23 protein-coding genes are annotated in these 24,449 nt (G+C 61.1%); 16 read left to right on the forward strand and 7 right to left on the reverse strand.

Annotated features, from left to right (window positions below; all coding sequences use genetic code 11):
• The first annotated feature begins 64 nt into the window (after window positions 1-64).
• The 4 genes from AB9K34_RS04020 (at window position 65) to AB9K34_RS04035 (ending at window position 5,438) form a co-directional block, all read left to right on the forward strand.
• Window positions 65-852, forward strand: a protein-coding gene (locus AB9K34_RS04020) for an IS5 family transposase (protein ID WP_369953146.1) whose coding sequence is annotated in 2 segments (ribosomal slippage) — window positions 65-404 and window positions 404-852 — 789 coding nt in all. Because the reading frame shifts where the segments join, the coding sequence is not laid out codon by codon here.
• 168 nt (window positions 853-1,020) lie between these two features.
• Complete coding sequence (gene ligA / locus AB9K34_RS04025; RefSeq protein ID WP_369953147.1) at window positions 1,021-3,114, forward strand: NAD-dependent DNA ligase LigA; 2,094 nt, start codon at window positions 1,021-1,023, stop codon at window positions 3,112-3,114.
• Entirely contained in the window at window positions 3,111-5,201 is a 2,091-nt protein-coding gene (recG, locus tag AB9K34_RS04030; RefSeq protein ID WP_369953148.1) for an ATP-dependent DNA helicase RecG, read from the forward strand. The genes ligA and recG overlap by 4 nt, the downstream gene beginning before the upstream one ends.
• Window positions 5,202-5,315: 114 nt before the next feature.
• On the forward strand, window positions 5,316-5,438 hold the full coding sequence (locus AB9K34_RS04035; protein WP_369953149.1) for a hypothetical protein: 123 nt from the start codon (window positions 5,316-5,318) through the stop codon (window positions 5,436-5,438).
• A 198-nt stretch (window positions 5,439-5,636) separates the two neighbouring features.
• Here the strand turns inward: AB9K34_RS04035 and AB9K34_RS04040 are convergent, their stop codons facing one another.
• The gene (locus tag AB9K34_RS04040) at window positions 5,637-6,089 is read right to left on the reverse strand and encodes an iron-sulfur cluster assembly scaffold protein (protein ID WP_369953150.1); all 453 of its coding nucleotides are present in this window, start codon (window positions 6,087-6,089) and stop codon (window positions 5,637-5,639) included.
• Window positions 6,090-6,156: 67 nt separating this feature from the next.
• Here AB9K34_RS04040 and hisI point away from each other — a divergent pair, with 67 nt between their 5' ends.
• Entirely contained in the window at window positions 6,157-6,519 is a 363-nt protein-coding gene (hisI, locus tag AB9K34_RS04045) for a phosphoribosyl-AMP cyclohydrolase (RefSeq protein ID WP_369953151.1), read from the forward strand.
• Between the two features lie 58 nt (window positions 6,520-6,577).
• Here hisI and gluQRS read toward each other — a convergent pair whose 3' ends face one another.
• The 4 genes from gluQRS to AB9K34_RS04065 form a co-directional block, all read right to left on the reverse strand.
• Entirely contained in the window at window positions 6,578-7,447 is an 870-nt protein-coding gene (gluQRS, locus tag AB9K34_RS04050) for a tRNA glutamyl-Q(34) synthetase GluQRS (protein WP_369953152.1), read from the reverse strand.
• The gene (locus tag AB9K34_RS04055) at window positions 7,444-8,058 is read right to left on the reverse strand and encodes a class I SAM-dependent methyltransferase (RefSeq protein WP_369953153.1); all 615 of its coding nucleotides are present in this window, start codon (window positions 8,056-8,058) and stop codon (window positions 7,444-7,446) included. Before AB9K34_RS04055 ends, gluQRS begins: the two co-directional genes overlap by 4 nt.
• A gap of 22 nt (window positions 8,059-8,080) precedes the next feature.
• On the reverse strand, window positions 8,081-9,436 hold the full coding sequence (trmFO, locus tag AB9K34_RS04060; protein WP_369953154.1) for a methylenetetrahydrofolate--tRNA-(uracil(54)-C(5))-methyltransferase (FADH(2)-oxidizing) TrmFO: 1,356 nt from the start codon (window positions 9,434-9,436) through the stop codon (window positions 8,081-8,083).
• A 269-nt stretch (window positions 9,437-9,705) separates the two neighbouring features.
• Window positions 9,706-10,491 carry an enoyl-CoA hydratase gene (locus tag AB9K34_RS04065; protein WP_369953155.1) on the reverse strand — a complete coding sequence of 262 codons (786 nt, stop codon included), beginning with the start codon at window positions 10,489-10,491 and terminating at the stop codon, window positions 9,706-9,708.
• Between the two features lie 56 nt (window positions 10,492-10,547).
• On the opposite strand from AB9K34_RS04065, the gene AB9K34_RS04070 reads away from it, so the two are divergent.
• The 9 genes from AB9K34_RS04070 to AB9K34_RS04110 all read left to right on the forward strand — a co-directional run bounded on the left by AB9K34_RS04070 (window position 10,548) and on the right by AB9K34_RS04110 (window position 20,121).
• A complete protein-coding gene (locus AB9K34_RS04070; protein ID WP_369953156.1) occupies window positions 10,548-10,970 on the forward strand; it encodes a PaaI family thioesterase in 423 nt (140 codons plus the stop codon).
• A 246-nt stretch (window positions 10,971-11,216) separates the two neighbouring features.
• On the forward strand, window positions 11,217-11,675 hold the full coding sequence (rplM, locus tag AB9K34_RS04075; protein ID WP_369953157.1) for a 50S ribosomal protein L13: 459 nt from the start codon (window positions 11,217-11,219) through the stop codon (window positions 11,673-11,675).
• Window positions 11,676-11,682: 7 nt separating this feature from the next.
• Entirely contained in the window at window positions 11,683-12,171 is a 489-nt protein-coding gene (gene rpsI, locus AB9K34_RS04080; RefSeq protein WP_369953158.1) for a 30S ribosomal protein S9, read from the forward strand.
• 367 nt (window positions 12,172-12,538) lie between these two features.
• On the forward strand, window positions 12,539-13,267 hold the full coding sequence (locus AB9K34_RS04085; protein ID WP_369953159.1) for a type II CAAX prenyl endopeptidase Rce1 family protein: 729 nt from the start codon (window positions 12,539-12,541) through the stop codon (window positions 13,265-13,267).
• Window positions 13,260-14,750 (forward strand): radical SAM protein, encoded by a 1,491-nt coding sequence (locus tag AB9K34_RS04090; protein ID WP_369953160.1) that lies wholly within the window; start codon window positions 13,260-13,262, stop codon window positions 14,748-14,750. The genes AB9K34_RS04085 and AB9K34_RS04090 overlap by 8 nt, the downstream gene beginning before the upstream one ends.
• Before the next feature lie 180 nt (window positions 14,751-14,930).
• Entirely contained in the window at window positions 14,931-15,407 is a 477-nt protein-coding gene (locus tag AB9K34_RS04095) for a hypothetical protein (RefSeq protein WP_369953161.1), read from the forward strand.
• Window positions 15,408-15,488: 81 nt separating this feature from the next.
• Window positions 15,489-17,093, forward strand: a complete 1,605-nt coding sequence (locus AB9K34_RS04100; RefSeq protein ID WP_369953162.1) for a hypothetical protein — start codon at window positions 15,489-15,491, stop codon at window positions 17,091-17,093.
• A gap of 55 nt (window positions 17,094-17,148) precedes the next feature.
• Window positions 17,149-18,885 carry a cysteine peptidase family C39 domain-containing protein gene (locus AB9K34_RS04105; protein WP_369953163.1) on the forward strand — a complete coding sequence of 579 codons (1,737 nt, stop codon included), beginning with the start codon at window positions 17,149-17,151 and terminating at the stop codon, window positions 18,883-18,885.
• Window positions 18,886-18,888: 3 nt separating this feature from the next.
• Window positions 18,889-20,121: a hypothetical protein gene (locus tag AB9K34_RS04110; protein WP_369953164.1), complete on the forward strand. Its 1,233-nt coding sequence runs from the start codon at window positions 18,889-18,891 to the stop codon at window positions 20,119-20,121.
• A gap of 110 nt (window positions 20,122-20,231) precedes the next feature.
• Here the strand turns inward: AB9K34_RS04110 and AB9K34_RS04115 are convergent, their stop codons facing one another.
• Together AB9K34_RS04115 and AB9K34_RS04120 are read right to left on the reverse strand one after the other, a co-directional pair.
• The gene (locus AB9K34_RS04115) at window positions 20,232-20,912 is read right to left on the reverse strand and encodes a TIGR02466 family protein (protein ID WP_369953165.1); all 681 of its coding nucleotides are present in this window, start codon (window positions 20,910-20,912) and stop codon (window positions 20,232-20,234) included.
• Between the two features lie 86 nt (window positions 20,913-20,998).
• Window positions 20,999-21,769 carry a hypothetical protein gene (locus tag AB9K34_RS04120; RefSeq protein ID WP_369953166.1) on the reverse strand — a complete coding sequence of 257 codons (771 nt, stop codon included), beginning with the start codon at window positions 21,767-21,769 and terminating at the stop codon, window positions 20,999-21,001.
• Window positions 21,770-22,104: 335 nt separating this feature from the next.
• On the opposite strand from AB9K34_RS04120, the gene AB9K34_RS04125 reads away from it, so the two are divergent.
• Both AB9K34_RS04125 and AB9K34_RS04130 read left to right on the forward strand, forming a co-directional pair.
• Window positions 22,105-23,199, forward strand: a complete 1,095-nt coding sequence (locus AB9K34_RS04125) for a CaiB/BaiF CoA transferase family protein (RefSeq protein ID WP_369953167.1) — start codon at window positions 22,105-22,107, stop codon at window positions 23,197-23,199.
• Between the two features lie 260 nt (window positions 23,200-23,459).
• Complete coding sequence (locus AB9K34_RS04130) at window positions 23,460-24,431, forward strand: TAXI family TRAP transporter solute-binding subunit (RefSeq protein ID WP_369953168.1); 972 nt, start codon at window positions 23,460-23,462, stop codon at window positions 24,429-24,431.
• Window positions 24,432-24,449: the final 18 nt, after the last annotated feature.

Here is a 24,449-nt window from a genome sequence, read left to right on the forward strand (position 1 = left end):
CTAGGCCGTGTTGACAAAAGGTGTTAACAGGGCGGGCTGAACGTGATTCAAACTGGTATCTGCAATGGAGACCAGCTTGGCACGAGACCTGATGTCGGACGAAGAGTGGGCGTTTCATGAACGCTTCATCCTGGCCGCCCGCGCCCCGAACGGACGCAAACCCACGAACCATCGTCTTGTTCTGGATGGGATTTTCTGGATTGCGCGCACCGGATCACCGTGGCGCGATCTGCCTGAAGAGTTCGGCAAGTGGTCGTCGGTCTATCGCCAGTTCCGGCGCTGGACGCTGGCCGGGCTCTGGGAGCAGATCATGGACGCACTGAACGAAAGTCGGCTGGTTCCCGATGCCCTGCAAATGATAGACAGCACCGTAGTTCGCGCCCATCATCAGGCAGCGGGCGCTAAAGGGGGACTCCGCGACAGGGTTTCGGCCGTTCAAGGGGTGGCTTCACGACCAAGATCCACCTCCGCGTTAACGGCGTCGGCCTGCCCATGAGGTCGGAGATCACGCCGGGGCAGACATCGGACTACCTGGGCTTCGATCTGGTCATGGCCGATAACCTGCCCGAGCCGTCCGTCCTGCTCGCAGATCGCGGCTATGACTCTGACAACGTTCGCAAAACCATGGAGGCGCGCAACGTCGTGCCTGTCATCCCCATGCGAAAGACCCGCAAACTGCGCGTGGCCGTCGATCGCACCATCTACCGGCTGCGCAATCTGGTCGAGCGCTGCTTCAACAAGCTCAAAAACGCCCGGCGCGTCGCCACCCGCTACGACAAGACCGCCGAGAGCTTCCTTGGCTTCATCGACATCACATCTATCCGCCTATGGCTCCGCCATTTGTCAACATGACCTAAGCAGGCATGGGAACACCGCATTGCACCTCCGGACCGGTCGGGCAGGGGGTGAGACCACCACTCACAGAGATTGCGATCTGGACCTGACCGCTGCTGCGCCCTATCACTGGTCTGAAAGCCGGTGTGGGGCGGAGCTTTGACAGACAACTTGAATATTGCAGAGATGACGTCAGAGAACGCCAGGACCGAACTTGGCCGGCTCGCCGCGCTCTTGAACAAGGCGAACACAGCCTACTATGTCTCGGACGCGCCGGAAATCCCGGATGCGGAATACGATGCCCTGCGCCGCAGAAACGCCGAGATCGAAGCGCGGTTTCCCGAGCTCAAACGCAAGGACAGCCCATCCGAACAGATCGGTGCGCGGGTCGGGGACGGTTTTGCCAAGGTTGAGCACCGGGTTCGAATGCTGTCTCTCGGCAACGCCTTCGACAGGGATGATGTCGCGGCTTTCGACACGAGCATTCGCAAATACCTCGGGCTGTCGGACGAGGCACCGCTGGCCTATACCGCAGAGCCTAAGATCGACGGGCTGTCGCTTTCCCTGCGCTACGAAAACGGCGCGCTGGTCGAGGCGGCGACGCGCGGCGACGGGACGGTCGGTGAAAACGTGACTGCAAATGCCCGCACGATCGATGACGTGCCCGAGACCATACGGGGCGCGCCCGACATTCTGGAAGTGCGTGGTGAGGTTTACATGTCCCACCCGGATTTCGCCGCCCTCAACGAACGACAAGAGCAAAGTGGCGGCAAACGATTTGCCAACCCGCGAAACGCGGCGGCGGGATCGCTGCGTCAACTGGACGCCACCATCACGAAAACCCGCCCGCTGAGGTTCTTTGCCTATAGCTGGGGGGATCTGTCCGAACCGCTGGGCGAAACGCAGATGGACGCGCTGGCGCGCCTCTCGGATATGGGCTTTTCCACCAACCCGCTGACCAGACTTTGCGCCGGACCCGATGAAATGATCGCCCATTACGCGGTGATCGAGGAACAGCGCGCGACCCTCGGCTATGACATTGACGGGGTTGTCTACAAGGTCAACGATCTCGCCCTGCAAGCCCGTCTCGGATTTCGCTCGACCACGCCGCGTTGGGCGATCGCCCACAAGTTTCCGGCCGAGCTTGCCTGGACACGGCTGGAGGCGATCGACATCCAGGTAGGGCGCACCGGCGCGCTCAGCCCGGTCGCGCGGCTGACGCCGGTAACGGTGGGCGGCGTCGTGGTCTCGAACGCGACCCTGCACAACGAGGATTACATCGCCGGACGGGATGCGCGCGGTCAGCAGATCAGGGGCGGCAAGGATATTCGCGTTGGCGATTGGGTGCAGGTCTATCGCGCGGGCGACGTGATCCCCAAGGTCGCGGATGTGGATCTGGGCAAACGGCCCCACGACAGTCAGCCCTATACCTTTCCGACGCTTTGCCCGGAATGTCACAGCGACGCAATTCGGGAAGAGGGGGATGCGGTGCGGCGCTGTTCGGGCGGGATGATATGCCCGGCGCAAGCTGTTGAACGAATGAAACATTTCGTCTCCCGCGCCGCGTTCGACATCGAGGGGCTGGGCGCCAAGCAGGTCGAACAATTCTATCGGGACGGCTGGATAAAGGAACCGGCGGATATTTTCATGCTGCGCGAACGCTATGGCAGCGGTATGCAACAGCTCCGCAATCGCGAAGGATGGGGCGAAAAATCGGCAACGAACCTTTTTGCGGCAATCGACGACAAGCGCAATATCCCGCTTGGCCGGCTGATTTTTGCGCTTGGGTTGCGCCATGTGGGAGAGGCGGCATCCAACCTTCTGGCGACGCATTACGGCACCTGGGAGGCGTTTGAAACGGCGATCACCGGTGCCGCCGACAGGCAGGGGCCGGATTGGGACGATCTTTTGTCGATCGATGGCGTGGGCGAGGTCATGGCGACGTCGCTGGTAACGGCGTTTGCACAAGAGAGCGAACGCGAGTCGATCGACCGTTTGGTGGCGCATTTGAGTGTCGGCGCCGCCACGCGTCCGGACACCGCGGACAGCCCGGTCGCCGGAAAAACCGTGGTCTTTACCGGGACGCTGGAAAAGATGACCCGGGCCGAGGCCAAGGCCCGCGCAGAGGCTCTGGGCGCCAAGGTGTCGGGGTCGGTGAGTGCCAGGACCGATCTGCTCGTGGCCGGACCGGGTGCCGGTTCAAAGGCCAGGAAAGCGGCAGAACTCGGGATCGAGACGCTGGACGAAGATGGCTGGCTGGCCCTGATCGGCGCGGCATGAGCGGCCGTCCAGAGCCGCTTTTCCCGTTGTTCTCGGGGCTCGAAACCCTGCCCGGCGTGGGACAAAAGACGGCTCGGAATTTCGCACAACTGGGGATCGAAACGCCGCGCGACCTGTTGTTTTCATTGCCATATGCGGTGGTTGACCGGCGTCGGCGTGACACGATCAAGGGGGCCGAACTGCCGTCGACCCTGACCGTTGAAGTTACGGTGGGGGCCCATCGTCCGTCTTCGGGGCGCGGCGGGGCCTATCGGGTGCATGTCGAAGATTCCCAGACCGGTTTTCAACTGGTGTTTTTCCACGCGCGGGGGGATTTTCTCAGAAAACAACTGCCCGAAGGCGCGCGGCGGGTGGTGTCGGGCAAACTCGAACTGTTCGACGGCATGGCACAGATGGTGCATCCCGATCATATCCTGTCGCCCGAAGACGCCGACGCCATTCCCGAATTTGAACCGGTCTATCATCTGACCCAGGGCGTCACGCAAAAGACCATGTACAAGGCAGTCCAGGGGGCGCTGGCGAGGGTTCCGGAGCTTGAGGAGTGGATCGACGCAGGACAATTGCAACTTCGGGGATGGCCGGACTGGGCCGGCGCGATGCGCATGGCACATGCGCCGGGCGGGCTTGATGATGTCATGGCGAGCACGCCGCCGCGCGAACGTCTCGCCTATGACGAGTTGATGGCGCACCAGTTGACGCTGGCCCTCGCGCGTCAGAAGGAACGGAAAGCGCGGGGAATCGCCAGCCGGGGCACTGGAAGATTGCAGGGCAAGGTTCTGAAATCGCTTCCATATCGTCCTACGTCGGCACAGTCGCGCGCGTTCGAGGAGATTGCGGCCGACATGGCGGCACCGCAACGGATGAACCGGCTGCTGCAAGGTGACGTGGGGGCGGGCAAGACGCTGGTTGCGTTCATCGCCTTGCTGGTCGCAGTCGAGGCCGGCGGCCAGGGGGTGATGATGGCCCCGACCGAGATTCTTGCCCGGCAACATCTCGAGGCACTTGCTCCGCTTGCGCAAGAGGCCGGCGTTGTTCTGGAGATCCTGACCGGGCGCGACAAGGGCGGCGAACGCAAGGCCAAGCTCGCCGCGCTTGCCGGGGGCGAGATACAGGTGCTCGTCGGGACACACGCGGTCTTTCAGCCGGATGTGGTGTTTCACGATCTCAGGCTTGCGATCATTGACGAGCAGCATCGTTTTGGCGTGCGGCAACGGATGGAACTGGCCGAAAAGGGGGTCGCGGCCGATGTTCTGGTGATGACCGCCACGCCGATTCCCCGCAGCCTGGCACTGGCGCAGTATGGCGACATGGATGTGTCGGTGCTGGATGAAAAGCCACCGGGAAGAAAGCCGATCAAGACGGCCGTCGTCAGCACCGACCGCATGGATGAGGTCATCGGCCATCTGCGCCGCGCGATCGCGGATGGGCGTCAATGTTATTGGGTCTGTCCGCTGGTCGAAGAATCGGAACTGGTCGATCTGACGGCGGCGGATGATCGGTTCAAACGGCTGCGCGCGGTTCTGGGGGACGACGTGGTCGGCCTGGTCCACGGGCAGATGCCACCCGGCGAAAAGGATGCGGCGATGGCCGCATTTCAATCGGGTGTCACCAAGGTTCTGGTTGCAACCACGGTGATCGAAGTGGGTGTGAACGTGCCGAATGCGACGATCATGGTGATCGAGCGCGCCGAGACCTTTGGCCTGGCGCAGCTGCATCAGTTGCGGGGCAGGGTCGGCCGCGGGTCGGCGCAATCCACCTGTCTGCTGATGTATCGGCCACCGCTGTCGGAGGGAGGGCGCAAACGTCTGGAAGTGCTGCGCGAGACCGAGGATGGATTCGTGATCTCGGAAACCGACCTCAACATGCGGGGAGCGGGCGATGTGATCGGCACGGCGCAGTCGGGCCTGCCGCGTTTCCAGATTGCCGATCTTGAGCGGCAGGCCGGGTTGATGGCGGTTGCGCAGAGTGATGCACGCACGCTTCTGGCCAGGGACCCCGATCTGAGCTCCACGCGGGGCCGGGCGGCGCGCGTCTTGCTCTGGTTGATGCGGCAGGATCGTGCGATCCGTTTGATTTCAGTCGGTTAGCGATTTTGTTCCGATAGGTTCGCAAATGTTCTCAAAAAGTTCTTGACCGGTGGCGGCAAAAATGAGAACAAAAGGTCAACAAATGCTTAATTGCCGACCGGGAGAGCCGACGACATGATGAACCAGATCAGAACCGCCCTTCGCCGCACTCAGGATACCCTTTTGCAGGATGCGATCGGGGCGGGGGCGCTGGTTGTGATGCTGGTGGTCGCGCTGCACCTGCCCGGGGGTTATTGATACGCGTTTTCCTGTTTCTGCCTGCGATCTCATGCCGGACGACCTGCATCCCGTCCTGTTTCGATGCAGTATATCGGGGGGTGTCCTGCCTCTCCGGGGCCTTGCCTCTTGGCCCAACCGGTCGTTCCGGATCCCGCGTGAGAGAGCTTTGACTGCCGCCGCCATCCGCCCGGGATGCGCGGCGGTTTTTTTTCATGATCAGGCGCAATTGGCCTGTTCGGCCTGCTTCATCGCTTCGGCAGTGGCATCGAGGGCGAGCAGGATCGAGGCGTGGCGGTTCTTGTAACCACGGGCGGGGATCAGCACTTCGAGCCCATCAAACGGGGCATCGGGCACCGGCCCGTCCTGCTTCAGCATGGCCTTGAGCTGGTCGCGGGCGGTTTCGACCTGTGAGCGCGTGGTGCCGATGACCGCGCCGCCGACAACCGAGGCGGATGCCTGACCCAGGGCGCAGGCCTTGACGTCCTGGCCAAATCCGGTGATCCGGCCATCCTCGACCTGCACGTCGACGGTGATTGTGGAGCCGCACAGCGGCGAGCGCTTCTTGATCGTGGCGTCCGGAGCATCGAGCCGTTCAAGATGCGGAATATCCGCGGCCAGCGCGAGAATGCGGGCCGAATAGAGCTTGATCAGATCGGTATCGCCGGACATGTCTTTCCCTCTTGCTGACTTCCTCATACATAAGGCCGCAAGACTGTGATGCAAAAGGTTTTACGCGATGTCCTTCGAACCCGATACCTTGGTCTATAATGACGCCGGGCTGATCCCGGCCATTGCGCAGGATTCGGTGAGCGGCGACGTGCTGATGATGGCGTGGATGAATGCGGAATCGGTGCGCAGAACGCTTGAGTCAGGGCGCGTGACCTATTGGTCCCGATCGCGGCAGGCGTTCTGGGTCAAGGGGGAAAGTTCGGGCCATGTACAGGAGCTGGTCGAGTTCCGGATCGATTGCGACAGGGATTGTGTGCTCGTGATCGTGCGGCAGACGGGGCCGGCCTGCCATACCAACCGGCGCAGTTGTTTTTACACCGCGGTGCGTGACGGCGCCGAGGTGGAGTTGATGGCGCCGCAACAGGATTGACGGGATGAGGGGCGCTGCCCCTCAAACTCCCCGGAGTATTTGGACAAAGATGAAGGGGTCATAGGTCCACCATGGACCGGATGTCCTGGGGCGTCGCACCCTCAGCGCGATATCTGGCGATTGCGCGCGCATCGTCGCGTTTCGCGAGGCGTTTCCCGGTCTCGTCGCGGATCAGCCGGTGGTGGTGATAGGTTGGAGTCGGCAGGTTCAGGAGTCGCTGCAACAGCACGTGGATCCGGGTGGCTTCGAACAGATCCCGGCCGCGCACGACATGGCTGATGCCCTGCGCCGCGTCGTCGAGCACGACGGACAGGTGATAGGAGGTGCCCATGTTGCGCCGGCGCAGGACCACGTCGCCGACGTCGTCGCGCAAGCTTGCGCCGGATATGGTGATCAGGCCGGTTTCGCCATCTGGCCCCGACCCGGTTTCACGGAATGACAGCGGCTCGTCCTCGATGGCGGCCAGGGCGCGGCGGACATCCAGGCGCAGCGGCGTGTCTTCGGGGCAGCGCAGCGCGCCGCCGGGGGTGTTCGGACGGCAGGTGCCGGGATAGATCAGCCCGTCAGGCCCATGATGCGGTGCACCTTCCTGCGGTGCGGAGGCCGCCGCCTCGATATCGCGCCGCGAACAGGTGCAGGGATAGAGCAGCCCCCGGGACCAGAGCGTCTGGAGGGCGGCAGAATAGGTCGCAGTCCGGTCCGATTGACGCAATACCTTTCCGGACCAGGTGATTCCCAGCCAGTGCAGGTCGTCCTCGATGGCAGAATACCACTCGGGCCGGGCGCGGCTTTGGTCGATGTCTTCGATGCGGAGCAGGAACCGACCATTCCGCGACATGGCCATGTCATGCGCCAGAAGGGCGGAATAGGCATGGCCCAGATGCAGCGGTCCGGTCGGCGATGGCGCAAATCGGGTTCTGAATGTCACGTTTTTTCAATGACGTATACATTGCTTTTCAGGTTTATGCCCGGCAGGTGATCGCCATGTTCCCTGAACAGCAATCGCGCCGCGCCGCAATCGAGATATTCGTTCAGGCGGCCTTCGTTGGACGGATCGTCGAGCGCGTGGTCGTTGAAGGAAAACACCAGCAAGCCGCCCGCGTCCAGACCGTTCATCAGGGTGTCGAATACCGAGATCGGGGCCGCTCCGGCGCCGATGACGCCAATCGCGGCGATGGCAGCATAGTCGCCGGGGGTGTGTGCGAGGGGGCTATCCGGGCCGATCTGGTCGAGCTTGCGATACAGGGTTTTGGCACGGGCCTGATCGAGCATCTCGGCGGAGAGGTCGACACCGTCGATGCAGGTGAAACCCTGTAGCTTGAGCGCCAGACCCGACAGGCCGGTGCCGCAGCCAAAGTCCAGGACCGGCAGGTTCGGGTCGCGGATATATGTCCTGAGAGCGGCGGCGCAGCGTCCCGGCGTGGCGTAACCGTTTTCGGCCACTTCGGCCTCGTAGCTGCTGGCCCAGTCATCATAAAGGTTGCGCGTGCCGGCGGCATCACGCGCGCCATAGGCCTTGTCGAGAAATCCGTTGCTCATGTCGCCAGCTTAGGCGGCAATATCAGGCGGCGTCCAGAGCAGAATGGCGCAGCCAGCCTTGCCAGTCCGCCTTGGCGCGGTCGGTATAGGCCTTGTAACGGTCCTTGCGGCCACGGCGGCCCCCTCTCAGGCCGTCCACGGGCGGGAACAGGCCGAAATTGACGTTCATCGGCTGAAAGGTTCTGGCATCGGCCCCGCCGGTGATGTGGGTTATCAGCGCCCCGGTTGCGGTTGTCGGGGGCGGTGGCGCGATATCTTGCCCGAGACATTCGGCGGCGGCCATGCGACCGGCAAGAAGCCCCATCGCGGCACTTTCCACATAGCCCTCGACCCCGGTGATCTGACCGGCAAATCGGATGTTGGGCCGAGATTTCAGCCGCATGCGGTCATCCAGCAGGCGTGGTGAATTCAGGAAGGTGTTGCGGTGAATGCCGCCAAGCCGGGCAAAGCGCGCGTTCTGCAGGCCGGGAATCATGCGCAGCACATCGGCCTGTGCGCCGTATTTCATCTTGGTCTGAAAGCCGACGATATTAAACAGCGTTCCCAGGGCGTTGTCGCGGCGCAACTGCACGACGGCATGGGCCTTGATGTCGGGCTGGTGCGGGTTTGTCAGGCCAACCGGCTTCATCGGACCGTGGCGGAGGGTTTCGCGGCCGCGTTCGGCCATGACCTCGATGGGCAGACAGCCATCGAAATAACCAGCGGTTTCGCCCTCGTGAAACTCGGTCTTGTCGGCGGCGAGCAGCGCGTCGATGAAGGCCTCGTACTGATCCTTCGTCATCGGACAGTTGAGATAGGCGGTGCGCTCTTCCTCGGTTTCACCCTTGTCATAGCGCGATTGCATCCATGCCTTGGACATGTCGATGCTGTCGAAATAGACGATGGGCGCGATCGCGTCGAAAAACGCCAGGGCTTCGCGCCCGGTTTCGGCCTGTATGGCCGCGCCAAGTCCCGCCGATGTCAGCGGGCCTGTGGCCAGTATCCAGGTGCCGCTGTCAGGCAGGGCGGTGATCTCTTCGGAACATACCGAGATGCGCGGATGGGCACGCAGCCGGGCGGTCACGGTTTCCGCGAACGGGTCGCGATCCACGGCGAGCGCGCCGCCGGCGGGCAGCCTGTGCGCATCCGCGGCGGACATGATCAAACCGTTTGCGGCGCGCATTTCCCAGTGCAGCAATCCCACCGCATTCTGTTCGGAATCATCGGACCTGAAGGAATTGGAACAGACCATTTCCCCGAGATTTCCGGTTTTGTGGGCAAAGGTCGCAACCTTGGGTCGCATTTCGTGGATCACCACGTCCACGCCCATTTCGGCCGCTTGCCAGGCTGCTTCGGAACCGGCCATTCCGCCGCCGACGATATGAATTGTCTCTGTCATGACAGGCCATTTAGGGCAGCGGCGCCAGCGGCGCAACGACGGAAGGGTGGTTGTTCAAAGAGCTTGTGAACGTGTAGGTCGCCGCTGACATTCGTTTAACCGGTGAGAGCCGGTCTGGAGGAACATGCGTGCAGCGGCGACCACTTTTCACAGGCGCCGGATTCCCGAGAAACCAGAGCCTTGAATAAAATTTGACATAATCTCGTTGTGATTGAAAGCGCCGGGTCAACAAAAGGTAAACTACCCCTGTTCACGCGTTTTCCGGCGCCTTACTGCGCCCAGTCCGGTTTGCGTTTGTCGATGAAGGCGGCAATTCCCTCTTCGGTGTCTCGAATCATCATGTTCTGAACCATCACGTCGCCGCAATACGCATAGGCCTGTTCCAGCGGTTGTTCGAGTTGTTCGTAGAAGGCGCGTTTTCCGATCGTGACCGCGCTGCCAAGCTTGGTCGCCAGAAGATTTGCAAGTTCCGTTGTCTCATGCGCCAGTCGATCCGCAGGGACGGACCGGTTGATCAGACCAAGTTCTTCGGCGCGCGGGGCCTCGATGAACTGGCCGGTCGTCAGCATCTCGAAGGCCTGCTTGCGCGGGATGTTGCGCGAGAGCGCAACCATCGGCGTCGAGCAGAACAGGCCGATATTGACCCCGTTTACCCCGAACCGGGTATCATCGGCAGCCACAGCCAGATCGCATGTCGCGACCAGCTGGCAGCCCGCCGCCGTGGCGATTCCGTGCACTTGTGCGATCACGGGCTGCGGGAGGGAGCGGATGCTCAGCATCATCGCGGTGCATCGGTTGAACAGGTCGGCGAAATAGGCGCGACCGCCGTCTTCACTCTGACGTCCGGCGGTCATCTGCTTGAGATCATGGCCGGCACAAAACGCCTTGCCTGCGCCCGAGATGACGACAGCACGCACATCTGAATCGTCTCGCAACGCATCGAATTCGGCCTGCAAGGCGGCGATCATTTCGTCTGACAGCGCGTTGAGCCGGTCCGGTGCGTTCATCGTCAGATGCGCCACGGCCCCGGTGTCGTTACGTTCCAGTATTGTCATCTTGCCCTCGCTGACTTTTGCGGCGACGTTAAGCGCCAATCGAGCCGGAGGAAAGCATGGAGCCGAAATTTACCGCGTCAGAGATGATGGAATTCCTGGATCAGGTTTTTCCGCAGGTCAGGAACGATTTTGCCATCGATCATCTGGATGGGGAAACCGTGACGATGCGGATGAAAATCGACGAGCGTCATCTGCGTCCGGGCGGCACGGTATCCGGTCCGTCGATGTTCGCGCTGGCGGATGTGACCGCCTATGTGGCGACCATGGCTCCGATCGGTCCGGAGGCGCTGGCGGTGACCACCAACATTTCGATGGATTTCATGCGCAAGCCCGAGGGAGGGCGTGATCTGATCGCCAAGGGAACGCTGCTCAAACTGGGCAAGGCGCTGTCGGTCACGGATGTGCTGATCTATTCGGATGGTGTCGAGAAACCGGTTGCAAGGGCCACGCTGACCTATTCGATCCCGCCAGCGCGTTAGATTCGTGATTTCCTGCCGCGCGTGAAGCGCGTTGCGTCGAATGGCGGGTGCCAAACCACGAAATCGTCTGATTTGCCGCGGAAATTTGGGGTATATAAATACCTAATTTATAATACGCTGAAATCATTATGCAAATCATGATTTCGGGCGCTTGACTGTGGCCTTCCATATCCGTAAACCCCGTCCATCGAATTCGGGCGGGTGCGCGTTGCACCCGCCTTTCACGTCAAACAGGAAACTCCTGCCATGAACACCTTTTCTGCCACACCAGCAGATATCGACAAGAAGTGGGTCCTGATCGACGCCGAGGGCGTTGTTCTGGGTCGTCTTGCCTCGATCGTCGCCATGCGCCTGCGTGGCAAGCACAAAGCGTCCTTTACTCCGCATATGGACATGGGCGACAACGTCATCATCATCAACGCCGACAAGGTACAGATCACCGGCAAGAAGCGCGAAGAGCACTTCTACTGGCACACGGGTCATCCCGGTGGCATCAAGAGCCGCACCAAACAGCAGATCCTCGAAGGCGCGCATCCCGAGCGTGTCGTCATGCAGGCTGTCAAGCGCATGCTGCCCGGTAACCGCCTGAGCCGCAAGCAGATGACCAACCTGCGTGTCTATGCGGGCACTGAACACCCTCACGAGGCGCAGAGCCCCGAAATTCTGGATGTCAAATCCATGAATAAGAAAAACACCCGGAGCTGATTGAGCCATGGCTGAAGAAATCAACACACTCGAAGACCTGAACCAGGTCGCCGGACTCGAAGCGGCTCCGGAAGTCGAAACCATTTCGCGCGAGCCTGTCCGTGACGATCTGGGCCGTGCTTATGCCACCGGCAAGCGCAAGGATGCGGTCGCCCGCGTCTGGATCAAGCCCGGTTCCGGCAAGGTTGTCGTGAATGGCAAGGAAATGAAGACCTACTTTGCACGCCCGGTGCTGCAGATGATCCTGCGCCAGCCGTTCACGGTTGCCGGTGTCGAAGACCAGTTTGATGTCAACGCGACGGTCAAGGGCGGCGGTCTGTCCGGTCAGGCCGGTGCGGTCAAGCATGGCATCTCCAAGGCGCTGCAACTCTACGATCCCAGCCTGCGCGGCGCGCTCAAGGCGGCCGGGTTCCTGACCCGCGACAGCCGCGTCGTCGAGCGCAAGAAATACGGCAAGGCCAAGGCGCGCAAGAGCTTCCAGTTCTCCAAACGCTGATCGGCACACGCCATATTTTATCTTGCAAGGGTCGCGCGGTTTGCGCGGCCCTTTTTCGTGCCGATGCGGGGGGCGCTATAGCGTGCAGGAGCGCCGACGCGCCGGTTCTGCGGGGCGTGAATTGCTACATGAACCGGCGGATTCCGCCCCGCGATGATCTGTCGTCGCCGGTTCATGCTGTCCGGATCGTGCACTCCGTGACGAAACTCATCACCTGAACATATCGGCGTGAGATCGGCGAAGTCGCGAGAAACATTGAACAACGCCGGACATCACGCTGCAAAATCCAGAAAAGACTTTACGAATCCCGAGGCGCCTCGCAGACTTGCGGTGTTTTGTATAAATTCATTTTCCTGTGGAGGCAGCGATGCAAGTCGCGTATGCCATCATGTTTTTCATCCTCGTCGGGGTTTCGGAGACCCTCAGACATGGCGTGTTCGGGCTGAACCCGGCGGATACGACCACCATCATTTACGGTGCGCTCGCGATTTGTGCCCTGCTGCTGCTGAAAAGTGATCTGATCACGACAATTCACCGCCCCGTCGAACCGCTCTATGGAAGCGACCGGCTCAACTGGTCCTGGCGGCGTTCGATGCTGGGCGTATTTCTGATGCCGCTCCTCTGGATCGTGCCGGTTGCCTATGGCTTTGCGCTGGTGCAACTCGACATTCATCCGATCGCTTCCACAACGGTATTGGAGACTCTGCTGACCCAGGTGCTTCTCGTTGCGGTTGCCGAGGGATTGTTTTTTCGCGAAGCTGTTGTCAAGGTATTTGGGCGCGAGATCCTGCCGGTCTATCTCATCTCGACGCTGGCGCTTTTCATATTCTACCTGCCATCCGGCCTGCCGATGGCGATGATCGCCACAGGGTCAGGAATATATTACCTGACGCTGCGCCTGATCGGGACTAACATATGGGTCGTGGCAGCGTTGCACGGGGTAACATTGATCCTGTTCGGCAAGGTCCTGTCGCTCGGCCTGTCCCAAGAACAATTCTGGCCGTACTCGATATATTTTATGATTGCATCGGCGGCCCTGTCGTTGCTGGTTTTCATGCTCTTTGCCCCGTCCCCAAGGGAGGCGCGCTATGCCTGATGGTCAATTTCAGAACGACACGCCGCAAGCGAAGACGACGCGCCTCAAACCGTCCCGTTACACGATACTGGTGCCGCTCAGGCATGACCGGCATCTGGCCTATAACACCGTGTCGCAATCGTTTTCGATCTGGGATTCAGAGGACATGGCACTGTGGACCGATCTGGGCCGTGCCGGCTCGATGCCGTTTTCGCCGGTCTTTCGGGGCTTTGTGCAGGGCGGGTACGTGCTCAACGCCGATGCGGACGAGCTTGAAATCGTGCGTGACCGCTATAACCGGGTGCGCCAGAACGATGGGCATATGATGCTCACCATCGCGCCGACGCTGTCCTGCAATTTCGGCTGCCATTACTGCTTCCAGGGTCTCGACAAGCCGCTTACCAGGATGACCCCCAAGGTCCGCACGGCGACCAAGGCTTTTGTCCTCGACCGGCTGGCGGGCAAGAAGAGCTTTCATATGACCTGGTATGGTGGCGAACCGTTGATGGACCAGGACGCAATCTGGGACATTTCGGCCGAGGCGATCAGCTATTGTGACGCGCATGGCATCAAATACAGCTCGATGATGATCTCCAACGGCTACAAGATGACCGTGCCGGTGGCAGAGAAACTGCAAAAGGCCCGCGTGTCACGGGTGCAGATCACCATCGACGGTGACGAAGCGGCGCATGACAGCCGCCGCCACCTGACCAGCGGGCGCGGCACGTTCCAGAAGATCATCGACAACATCAAGGCAGTGACCGCCCGCAAGCTGCTGACGGTGTCTGTCCGGGTGAATATCGACGGGCAGAACGAACGCGACGCCCGCGCGGTGCTCGACGTGTTGAGCCAGCATGGCCTGAACATCAAATCGGGCGTGTCTGTCTATTTTGCGCCGGTGGAAAGCGTGGCGGAAAATGCCGGTGGCTGTGACAGCTGCCTGTCCAAGACGGATTACGCGGATGTCGAAAACCGGCTTCAGGCGCTGGCGTTCGAAAAGGGGCTGATGGCGATGCCACGCATGCCGCGTTTTCTCGGGATGTGCACGGCGGTGAAACCCAACAGCTATGTCGTCGTGCCGAATGGCGACCTGCACAAATGCTGGGACACGGTGATGGATTCCACGCTGCGGGTCGGCAGCGTGATGGGCAACACCCGCAAGAAGGACGCGGGAACCGAGGCGATGTGGAACAACTGGTCGCCATTCGAAAACGATGTTTGCGCAAGCTGCAAGCTGCTGCCGTCCTGCGGCGGGGCCTGTGCCTTCAAATTCGTCCACAATGATTATGCGTCGGGAGAGGCAGGCAAGCTGCCTTGCCCGAGTTTGAAATTCAACATGGCCGAACAACTGTTTCTTCGTGCAAAGGCGCGGGGCTTTGTCACGGATGAGGACTGGGATCGGAAAAACAGTCCGACGGTCACAGATGATGGATTGCTCACGGGCAACCGGCACACGCTGGATTCCGTGGGCGCCGTTCATCACGCGCTCCAGGCGGACGCCTAGGGCGCTCAGGATCAAGGAATGGCGGGTCTGTGCCCGGTTACAGATTCGCCGGGCCGGTAAGACGTGACACTCCCGGCCCGTGGGCAGGATCGGCACCGGCCCTGCGCTCTATATCGGATGACATCCGCCACGAAAGGCGCGGAAGACAGGGTTTACAAGCAGCGAGACAAAGGCTTCACCATGCAGTTCATCGACCAGGCTTCGGGATACGCGGTAAAATCCATGTCGCTGAACAAGGCGATTGCCGCAGGGCGCGCAACGATCCAGGCCGAGCCGGATGGCGCCAGGATTGCCGCCTGCTTTCGCCCCGCGCTCGATGCCGCGACCGCCTTTGACCGCGATATCAATGATCGGCTCAGGTTCAATGCGTTGAGCACGCCGGAAAAGCTTGACCTGATGATCGCCGAACTGCTGCCGCGGTTCTTCCATGCGGAAAATCTGGCGAAGAGCGGGCGCGACACATGGCATGTGGCGTTCCTGATAGACGGGCGGGTTCGTCGCTCGCTGCTGATCGACGCAGAGGGCGTGCGTGCGGTTGAAAAGCCGCCAATTCCTCCGGCGGTCGAGATCGAAACCGATATCATGACGTTGATGGCCATCCTGCGCTCGGTGATTGCGGATTACCACATGAAGAAGCTGAATCCGGAGGCTCTGTGATATGGATCGTGTTTTTAAAATTGAAAACAGATACTTACCAAATGAACCTCGCGTAAAGCCAAGACCATGCGGGGTAACGTCATGAAATTGTTATCTGTATCGGTTGGTCTGTTGCTTGCGGCGCTTGGTGTATTCTACGTTCCGGTGTCGTTTTCGGTCGATGGGTTCGGGTTGGTGGTAAATCCCGGTGGCGTGCGCACGATCCGGGCGACCGAGCCGGGGATCGTGGTGCATTACCCGTCACAGGACGGGCGTTTCCAGCCCGGACAGATCGTCACGGCGGTGATTGATCGGACGGCGGTTGCAAACAACACGCTGCTGGAAGGCACGATGCGGCGCGAACTGGCAAAGATCGAAAGCGATCATCTTGAGCGGGTGTCGAAACTCGAGGTCGATCTGGGGCGTGATCGCGCAAAGCTGGCGGCGACAACCGAACGTCTAGCGGCGCGGATGGACCTGAGCGAGAATACCGCCGCCGTGCTCGCGGCGCTGCAATCCTTTAACGAGAACAGCGAATCCGACATCGACGAGTTGAATGAGAGCCGGCTGGAACAGATCGCGCGGCTTGAGGAACTGGTCAGGCGGTCAGGCGAAGTGTCGGCGCTCCCGGCGCAGAAGCTGGCCTCGATGCTCGATGATATCCAGGGCGACCGGCTTGCCGTGATCACCAGCAAGGGGACCAAGTTTTCATCGGACAAGATGGTCCTGGACATGGTCAAGACGCTGAATGACCTGAAATACGACAATTCGATTGATGCGGCAGAGGTCGAGATCCTGACGGAACGGCTGGACAATCTGAGAATGCAGATGCGCGAACTGGAAGTGCTGCGTGAAACCACCCGCTCCGAGGCCGAGGCGCGCTATCTGGCCAAGGCGATGGTGCCCCAGGTGGCGATATCGGACAGCATTTCGCTGGACATGCGGACGCTACAGGCCAGTCGCGCGGATGTGGACAAAAGCGATGCGCTGCGCCTGCTGGCGGCGGGCAAGAACGTGTCGGGCCTGTTCGCGCTCATTTACGGCATGCCGGATAGCGGCGCCATCGAGCTTGCGCTGGATGGACGTCGGCTCACGCTGCCGCTTCCGACAGATGAATCGACAATGCGGGAAATGCTGTCCGGCGCAGGTCTTTCGATAGGTGACGTGCGGATCGATCGGCAGGTGGCCGGGTCGTTTGACCTGATCTCGATCTTTGCCGAGTTTGACGCGCCGCCTGCGGCGCGCGTGACGGTGGCCTCGACATCTGCGCGCGCAGAGAATGACCTGCCGATTCTGGTCACGACGGCGATCAACCTTCCCAAACCGCGCGACGCGGCCGATGAGCAGGACGCCCATGAAATCGTGGGGTTCCTTGAAAACCGGCATGCCGTCGTTCTGCGCCCCGGCCAACCCGTGCGCGGTTCGATCAGCGACACGCGCACGGGGTCGGACATCCTGTTTGACGCGGTTCTGCTGGATCGTGATTTTTCCACCGTGGACACCAAGGAGCTTGGAATTCGGCTGGGCAATGCCTCGCTGGCCTCCAAGATCATCAAGCGCGGTGTGCTTTCGCAGGTCGTGGTGGGCGTGAGCGACAGTTCCGCCCAGCAGATCGACCATCTTCCCGGCGCTGTCGTGCATCTCAGCTTCCCCTTGGCGCGGCAGTCCCTGTTCAGCTTCCTGTTGGCCCGAAATGCTTCAATCTAGCCTCTTCTGGATCGCATCCGTCTGCACGCTCCTGACCCGACGCCGGGCGTTCGTGATGCAGACCGCGCGCACCGATTGCGGGGTGGCCTGTGCCTTGACCCTGGCCAATCTGCTGGGGCGTCCGGCGGATGCTGTGCAGGCGGTCGAGGATCTTGACCCCGATCGTTCCGGCACCAGCCTCGATGCGCTGCGGCTCTATTTTCAGGACCGGCTGGGTTTTTCCGCCAAGGCGCTCAAGGTGCCCGCCGGCAGCCTGCACAAGATCAGGGGCAGGGCGATCCTGCATATGCAGCAGCAGCACTATGTCGTTTTGCTGCGCGCCGGGGCGGGTGGCGTACTGGTTTTCGATCCGGCGGTCGGCCCGGTATTCTATCCGGCCGCCGATTTCGCAAGCCTCTATTCGGGCAGCCTGCTCGAGGTCTGCAAACCATCTGGCGCATCTGCCTCCTTGCCCTCCAGGCCGACGCATCGGGCGACCGTGGGCGGGCAGAAACGGCGCAGCATCGAGCCCGTTGCACTGTTCATCGTCGGCTTTGCAACCCGGCTGCTGGAATGCGCGATTTTGCTCTGCCTCGTGGCGGTGCTGTATCTCGTTCTCAATCAGGCGAGCTTTCCTTCGCTGTTGATGGCCTTTGGCCTGATCGGGGTCTGCGGAGCGTTGTTGCTGGTGGCGCATCAGGTCAAGTTCGAGGGCGAGGATGGATGGATCCGGCGCAACCAGAACCGGCTCTGGCGCGGCGTGCTGCGGACGGCGGCGAGAGGGCGCGATCTGAGCGGGTTTCGCGGGCGCCCCGAACAAGAGGTTTCGGGCGCGTTGCGCCGCGGGCTCAGCGTGTCGATCCCACAGCGTTCACAGGTCCCGGCGGCGCTTGGGGCGTTTGTCGCGGTGCCCGCGCTGCTGTGTTTCCTCAGCCCCTATATCGCGCTGGCGCATCTGTTGCTGTTCGGGTCGTTGCTGGTGGTGGTGCAGCTTGACGACGTCAAGGTCTGCCGCCGGTCGGTGCGCAAGGGGATCGGCCGCTACAGCAAGCTGGGTCTGGGCGTGGACATGTTCAACGCGCTTTCTGCCCCCGATCTCTTTGGCGAGATTGCGAAATGGACGGTCATCGGGGTTGCGGGCTTGGCGGTTCTCGTCGGCGCCTTGCCGCCCGTTGCGCTGATGTTCTGGATCCTGGCCGCGATGCAAATCGTGCCGCTTGATTTCAGGCGGGTGATGACGATCGCACCGGGGCTGGCGGCGCGCAAGCCAGTGTCCGAACTCACCGCGAGCGAGGTGCCGCTGCGTCGGCAAAGGGTGATGGGGGCGGTTGACCTGAAGGTCGGTCATGCCGACGGTCTGACCCGGATCGACGGCATCACACCGCTGACGCGCAGCCTTCAGCAACCGGATCTGACGGTGCGGGAACAACGGTTGATCATGGCCGACATCGTGAGCCAGACCCTGCAGGAGCTTGCGGATCACGAGCGCCCGGCGCGGATCGGGGCGGTGCGCATCTTCGGGCCGGGACAGGATGCGACGCTGGCCGATTTCGAACACCTGATGATCGCGCGCGAAGCCCGTCCGGGCAATACGATGCCGGTGCCCGGGGATACCCGCGCGATCCTTGACCGGGGTCTGGAGGACACGCTGCTGCGCGATCTGCACAGCTGTGCGCCCGGTGATTTCCCGGTGTTCTGGGATTTCCGCGAGCGACTCGCGCTCAAGGATTTGCAAGCCCGCCTGCGCGAGTCCGGCATTGATTGTGCCGGGCATCTGACGATGCGGCGGCTGACACTTGTCGAGGCGGCATGAGAGATGAGCATACCCTATCCCATTCTCGGTGACATCTGGCCCTATCGCGAGGCGACCGTGCCGCCCGAACTGGCACCCTTGCCGGTCGATGTGTTCTTTTCGGACCCGAGGGGCAGCAGCATCACGGCGGCGCAGTGGACCGTCACTGACGATCCGGCGGAGGCACCACGCGCCGGCTATGCGCTCAGGCTGCTGCGTCGGGACGGGCAGGGCGAACTGGCACGCTGGCACCCGGCGTCCGGGACCTGGCGAACGGTGCACCGGTTTCCCGTGCCGGATCGCGAAACGACCTGTTCCATCATCGAGTTGCGCGGAGTCGTGCTGGGCAACGTCACCGACATTCCGGGGCTGACCAAACGGCTGAATGCGCTGTTGCACAGCGAGCAGCGCGAGATGAAAGCCTACCGGCTGATCTCGAAGATCCTGTCGGTGATGTCGATCATCGTTCTGTTCTACGCGGTGCGTCGCGGGGTCGAAATTCGTGCCATCGAGCCCTTCCTGCTGATCTTTGCCCTGGCGGCGGGGATCGGATTGATTGCGGTGGGGTTGCGGGCGCGCTGCAAGACACTGAGCGAAGAGGGGCTCATTCGCGTGCGCGAGCAGTTCCAGTTCGAGTATCGTCCTGCCGAGCACGCCCCGCTCACGGTCAACAACGTCACATCCATCCTGCGCGAGAACGATCGCAAACGCGAAGAAGAAGCCGTGATTTTCGGCTTTCTGCTGTTGCTGTGTTTTGTCTATTTCATCTCGCCGCTGGTTGTTATCGGGGTGATTGTCGCGCTGATCATCGTGACGTTGACCATCGGTGACAGAGGTATTCTGCGGGCGCTTGGCGTGGCGTATGACCGTGCCGAAACACGCCTTGAAAAGACCTTTCTTTCGTTTCGCGCATCGAACGATCATCTCGCTCCGGTGGCTTTGCGACAGGCGAAAAAAGAAGTCCTGCGCGACCGGCTGCGCCGTTATGGCGACATGCAGGGCAAGGTACGCGAGACCCATGCGCGATTTCGGATGACCCAGGACCTTGGCATGGGAATCGCGTTCCTGATCATCTTTGCCTCATACGCATTTCCGATCGCAGCGGGTTTTCAGAAGATGTCGATCACCCTGTCGGATTCGCTGGTCTCGACCTCGTTGTTCTCGGTGGCGCCGGTTGTGGTGCTGCTGAGCATCGCGAAATCCACCGTGGCGCTCTCACAGATTGCCAACCGGCGATTGATGGCGTTGACCAGATAGCAGCGGGTATTGCGATGCGCCGTGATGGTGTTTCCTGAACTGTTTGCATCGCAACAACAAAACGGCCCCGGACGGTTCCGGGGCCGTTTGCCGTCTATGGAGAACGGATATTACTTGCCGGGTATCTTGACCTGGTTGACGTTGAAGCTGATGATGATCCGCTCGGCTTCCGGGCCATCACCCTGTGCCAGGTTCGGCTCAACCGCGTGATAGAGCCAGCTTGGAAAGAACAGCATCTTGCCGGCGACCGGCTTGACCTTGACCTTGGTCCAGCACTCGGTCTTGCGGCGTTTCTTGGGAATGTAGACGGGGCTGTTCATGATCGTCACCACGCGGGGATCGACGAAATCGATTGCGCCCGCGCCTTCGGGCGCCTGCACATAATAGACTCCGCTCCACAATGCGCCGGGGTGAATATGGGCGCGGTTCGAGCTCAGCGGCGGGTTGGTGATCGACCACATGGTCGAGACCTTGAGTTCGCGCTTGGTATCGTATCCGAGGTTTTCGCTGATGCCGGCCAGCATGGTATTGACGCGCTTGGTCAGGCGGCCGAACTTGGGATCCTTGTGCAGATTGTTATGGCTGTGCCAGCCCCCGAGCGAGCGATAGTTCGACCGCTCGATACCTTTTGAGTCCTTGTCGCGCTCGGCCAGTATCGCGGCAAGGATTTCCTTGTTCATCGACTCCGCGTCATGAAGCTTGGTCGAATAGACCAGCGTCGGGAAATAGTCGTCGCGGCGCAGTTCATCCTGCCCGCCCGGGGTGTCTATCTGTGAAATTGTACGCGTCATGATAATCTCCTGGTAAATTGAAATTGGCGAAAAATCGGTTTTCTGACTGTATGGTCGGGTAAAATAGATATCGAAACTGGTATTCTCTATTCGCATCCTTCCGGCGGCGGTGTCGGTGGTGGAATATCGAGCGGTATTTCCAGAATTCTCTCGATCACGGCGATGCGAGCCGGAGTTGTCCGGGCGATGACGGCGCTGTCGGCAGGTGGGATGCGGCCGGGATGACGCAGCAACGAATATGCGAACAAGGCGGTTTCCGCGAGATCCTCGCGGTCCGGCCGGTGCGCGGCGTATCGGGTCAGGAAACGTCCATCGCTCTGCTGTGCCGCGATCCACTCGGGTGACAGTCGGTATTCTGCATCGAGCGTGGCATGAACCCCTTCGTGCAGCAGCGATTCTTGCAGATGATTTTCCGCAATGCGACGCTCGGCCATCTGCGCATAGACGAACACCTTGCCGGTTCCGGCGTGAAATCCGCGATCGCCCGCGTGAATTCCCAACTGGCGAATGCCGTGGCGGAACACGAGCGGCACCTGACCCAGCCTGCGCGTATATTTCTGCGCTTCGCGGCGGGCGGCTTCGGGGGTCTCGAACTCGGGGTTCAGGATGATGTCGATTGCCGGCATGTCGCTGAAATGGGCAGTGAAATGAAACACCTCCAGATCGGATTCGTCGTCCAGCCGCTTGTCCCACATCTGGCGGATTGTACGGCCTTCATAGGCCAGGCAGAGAAACGTGCTCGGGTCACTGTCGCGAATGATGTCGAAAACCGTGTCGGCGGTCGCATCATAGGGGTAATCCCCGGCCGATGACGCGGCCTGGGGCAGAGCGGTCAGCGAAAGGATGATGACGAGCATGCTGCAAGGGGTTCGGGACGCAGAAGCGCACGAGACTTTCCGTAGAATGCGCGTGAACATGTCCAATTACCTCGGCAACCGGTCGCGGCCTGACCAAAAACACTGAATTTCAATTGCTTGTCAAAACACTCGCAACCATGTGCGGAAAAAAATCACATTTGGCACTTGAACGTTAGCGAAGTGAACAGGGCGGCGCAATGTAGTGTTTTCCTTACCTTTTGCAACCTGTGTGCCGATCTGTTCCGGTTATGTGGAGCTTTCGCGAAATTGACCGGTGCATGCAGGCGGTTGATCTGGCAGGGTCAATAAAAGTGCGGCAGGCGGGGCGTGACACCATGTTGAACGGAATTCGCATCATCGAGATCGAGGGGCTTGGGCCCGGACCTTTCGCCGGGATGATGCTGGCGGATCTGGGCGCGGATGTCATCGTCGTGCACCGCGCCTTGGGGGCGCAGGCACCCGGCATGCCCGACCGTCCGATCCTCGATCGCGGAAAGCGGTCCATCGCGCTTGACCTCAAATCGCCGCAAGACCGGGACACGGCGCTTGCGCTGATCGCCACGGCCGATGCTCTGATCGAGGGGTTTCGCCCCGGCGTGATGGAACGGCTGGGGCTGGGACCGGAAATCTGTCACGCCAGAAATCCGGCGCTGGTCTACGGGCGCATGACAGGTTGGGGGCAGGACGGGCCTCTGTCCGATCGGGCCGGGCACGACATGAATTATATCGGTCTGGCCGGGGCGCTGTGGCATGCGTCACCGGCGGGGCAACCGCCCATCGCGCCACCCACGCTGGTCGGGGATATCGGCGGCGGGGCGCTCTACCTCGTAGTCGGTATTCTCGCGGGCATCCTGAGCGCGCGCACGAGCGGTCGCGGCACGGTCGTGGACGCCGCGATCTATGACGGGGCGGCCAACATGATGAACCTCTTGATGACGCTGGCGCAATCCGGCGGGTTCCGCTCGGAGAGGGGACAAAGCCTGCTCGATGGCCCGCATTGGAGCCGCACCTACAAGACGGCGGATGGCCGGTTCATGAGTGTTCAGTGCCTGGAACCGAAATTCTATGCGATATTTCTGGATCGTCTGGGGCTCGCGGACGATGTGGAATTTGCAGCCCAGTTCGACCCGGCAACGTGGCCACATTTGTCGCAACGGTTGGAGACACTGTTCGCTGGGCGCTCCCAGGCAGAGTGGCAGGCGGTGTTCGATGGCTCCGATGCTTGCGTAGCGCCGGTGCTGACGCCCGAACAGGCATCGCGTCATCCGATGAACACGGCCCGCCGCACATGGGTCGATTGCGAAGGCGGGTTGCAGGCCGCGCCGGCACCGCGATTCTCCGGGCGCACGGACTGGTCTGCGCCGCCGGTTCCGGCGCGCGGTGAACATGGACAGGAGATTCTCGCCGAACTGTCCAAATCCGAAAAATAGCGGGGCGATAGATGCACTTGCGAGCAATGAAATCGCCTGCACAAGCGATCCGGCAGAGAAAACTTCGCCTCTGCCGACGAGAGGCGCACTTGACAACTGGGAAGACCGGTGGAACGCTCCAAGACTTCGGGGGAGGTGACAGGGTGACGTTTAAATAGCTGATAGATTGAGAAAATCAGGCAAGTTTATTGTCGCCGTTACACGAACCACCTACGCCTTTACCTTCATCTGACCAAGAATTGTGAGACGGGAGAAACTGGATGAAATATCAATCAAAGCTGACGCTGGGCGCGTTGGTCACTGCGGCATTCATGGCCCCGGCGGCCATGGCCGAGGAATTCATCACCATCGGCACGGGCGGCGTGACCGGGGTTTACTATCCGACGGGCGGCGCGATCTGCCGTCTTGTCAACAAGGACCGCAAAGAGCATGGCATTCGCTGCTCGGTCGAATCGACCGGCGGTTCGGTTTACAACATCAAAACCATTCGCGCTGGCGAGCTTGAATTCGGTGTCGCCCAGTCCGACTGGCAATTCCATGCATATAACGGCACGTCGGACAATTTCGAAGCGGATGGACCGTTTGAAAACCTGCGGGCGGTGTTCTCGATCCACCCCGAGCCGTTCACCGTCGTCGCGCGCAGCGACAGCGGCATCAAGACCTTCGATGACCTCAAGGGCAAGCGCGTCAACCTGGGCAACCCCGGTTCCGGCGCCCGCGGCACGTTCGAGATCGTGATGGCCGAGAAGGGCTGGACAACGGATGATTTCGCGCTTGCCGCCGAACTGAAACCGGCCGAGCAATCCGCCGCGCTCTGTGACAACCAGGTCGATGCGATCGTCTTTACCGTGGGCCACCCCTCGGGCACGATCCAGGAGGCAACCACCGCCTGTGACAGCGTCGTGGTCAACGTGACCGGCGAAGCCATCGACAAGCTGATCTCTGAAAACAGCTATTACCGGACGGCGACGATTCCGGGTGGCATGTATCGCGGCACGGATGAGGATGTGACCACCTTTGGTGTCGGTGCAACCCTCGTGAGCTCGGCGGATGTGTCCGATGACGCGGTTTATGCGGTCGTGTCCTCGGTCTTCGAGAATTTCGACGACTTCAAGAAACTGCACCCGGCCTTTGCCAACCTCAAGCCCGAGGAAATGGCGACTGCCGGCCTGTCGGCTCCGCTGCATGACGGCGCGGCCAAGTATTACAGGGAACAGGGCTGGATCGAATAATCCCGCCTGAATATCGGG

The organism is Sedimentitalea sp. XS_ASV28 (assembly GCF_041224545.1).
GTDB lineage: Bacteria > Pseudomonadota > Alphaproteobacteria > Rhodobacterales > Rhodobacteraceae > Sedimentitalea.

Coding starts and splice junctions, on each gene's coding strand:
- ligA (WP_369953147.1), top strand. CDS start 1,021: ATGACGTCAGAGAACGCCAGGACCGAACTTGGCCGGCTCGCCGCGCTC.
- recG (WP_369953148.1), top strand. CDS start 3,111: ATGAGCGGCCGTCCAGAGCCGCTTTTCCCGTTGTTCTCGGGGCTCGAA.
- AB9K34_RS04035 (WP_369953149.1), top strand. CDS start 5,316: ATGATGAACCAGATCAGAACCGCCCTTCGCCGCACTCAGGATACCCTT.
- AB9K34_RS04040 (WP_369953150.1), bottom strand. CDS start 6,089: ATGTCCGGCGATACCGATCTGATCAAGCTCTATTCGGCCCGCATTCTC.
- hisI (WP_369953151.1), top strand. CDS start 6,157: ATGTCCTTCGAACCCGATACCTTGGTCTATAATGACGCCGGGCTGATC.
- AB9K34_RS04055 (WP_369953153.1), bottom strand. CDS start 8,058: ATGAGCAACGGATTTCTCGACAAGGCCTATGGCGCGCGTGATGCCGCC.
- trmFO (WP_369953154.1), bottom strand. CDS start 9,436: ATGACAGAGACAATTCATATCGTCGGCGGCGGAATGGCCGGTTCCGAA.
- AB9K34_RS04065 (WP_369953155.1), bottom strand. CDS start 10,491: ATGACAATACTGGAACGTAACGACACCGGGGCCGTGGCGCATCTGACG.
- AB9K34_RS04070 (WP_369953156.1), top strand. CDS start 10,548: ATGGAGCCGAAATTTACCGCGTCAGAGATGATGGAATTCCTGGATCAG.
- rplM (WP_369953157.1), top strand. CDS start 11,217: ATGAACACCTTTTCTGCCACACCAGCAGATATCGACAAGAAGTGGGTC.
- rpsI (WP_369953158.1), top strand. CDS start 11,683: ATGGCTGAAGAAATCAACACACTCGAAGACCTGAACCAGGTCGCCGGA.
- AB9K34_RS04085 (WP_369953159.1), top strand. CDS start 12,539: ATGCAAGTCGCGTATGCCATCATGTTTTTCATCCTCGTCGGGGTTTCG.
- AB9K34_RS04090 (WP_369953160.1), top strand. CDS start 13,260: ATGCCTGATGGTCAATTTCAGAACGACACGCCGCAAGCGAAGACGACG.
- AB9K34_RS04095 (WP_369953161.1), top strand. CDS start 14,931: ATGCAGTTCATCGACCAGGCTTCGGGATACGCGGTAAAATCCATGTCG.
- AB9K34_RS04100 (WP_369953162.1), top strand. CDS start 15,489: ATGAAATTGTTATCTGTATCGGTTGGTCTGTTGCTTGCGGCGCTTGGT.
- AB9K34_RS04105 (WP_369953163.1), top strand. CDS start 17,149: ATGCAGACCGCGCGCACCGATTGCGGGGTGGCCTGTGCCTTGACCCTG.
- AB9K34_RS04110 (WP_369953164.1), top strand. CDS start 18,889: ATGAGCATACCCTATCCCATTCTCGGTGACATCTGGCCCTATCGCGAG.
- AB9K34_RS04115 (WP_369953165.1), bottom strand. CDS start 20,912: ATGACGCGTACAATTTCACAGATAGACACCCCGGGCGGGCAGGATGAA.
- AB9K34_RS04120 (WP_369953166.1), bottom strand. CDS start 21,769: ATGCTCGTCATCATCCTTTCGCTGACCGCTCTGCCCCAGGCCGCGTCA.
- AB9K34_RS04125 (WP_369953167.1), top strand. CDS start 22,105: ATGTTGAACGGAATTCGCATCATCGAGATCGAGGGGCTTGGGCCCGGA.
- AB9K34_RS04130 (WP_369953168.1), top strand. CDS start 23,460: ATGAAATATCAATCAAAGCTGACGCTGGGCGCGTTGGTCACTGCGGCA.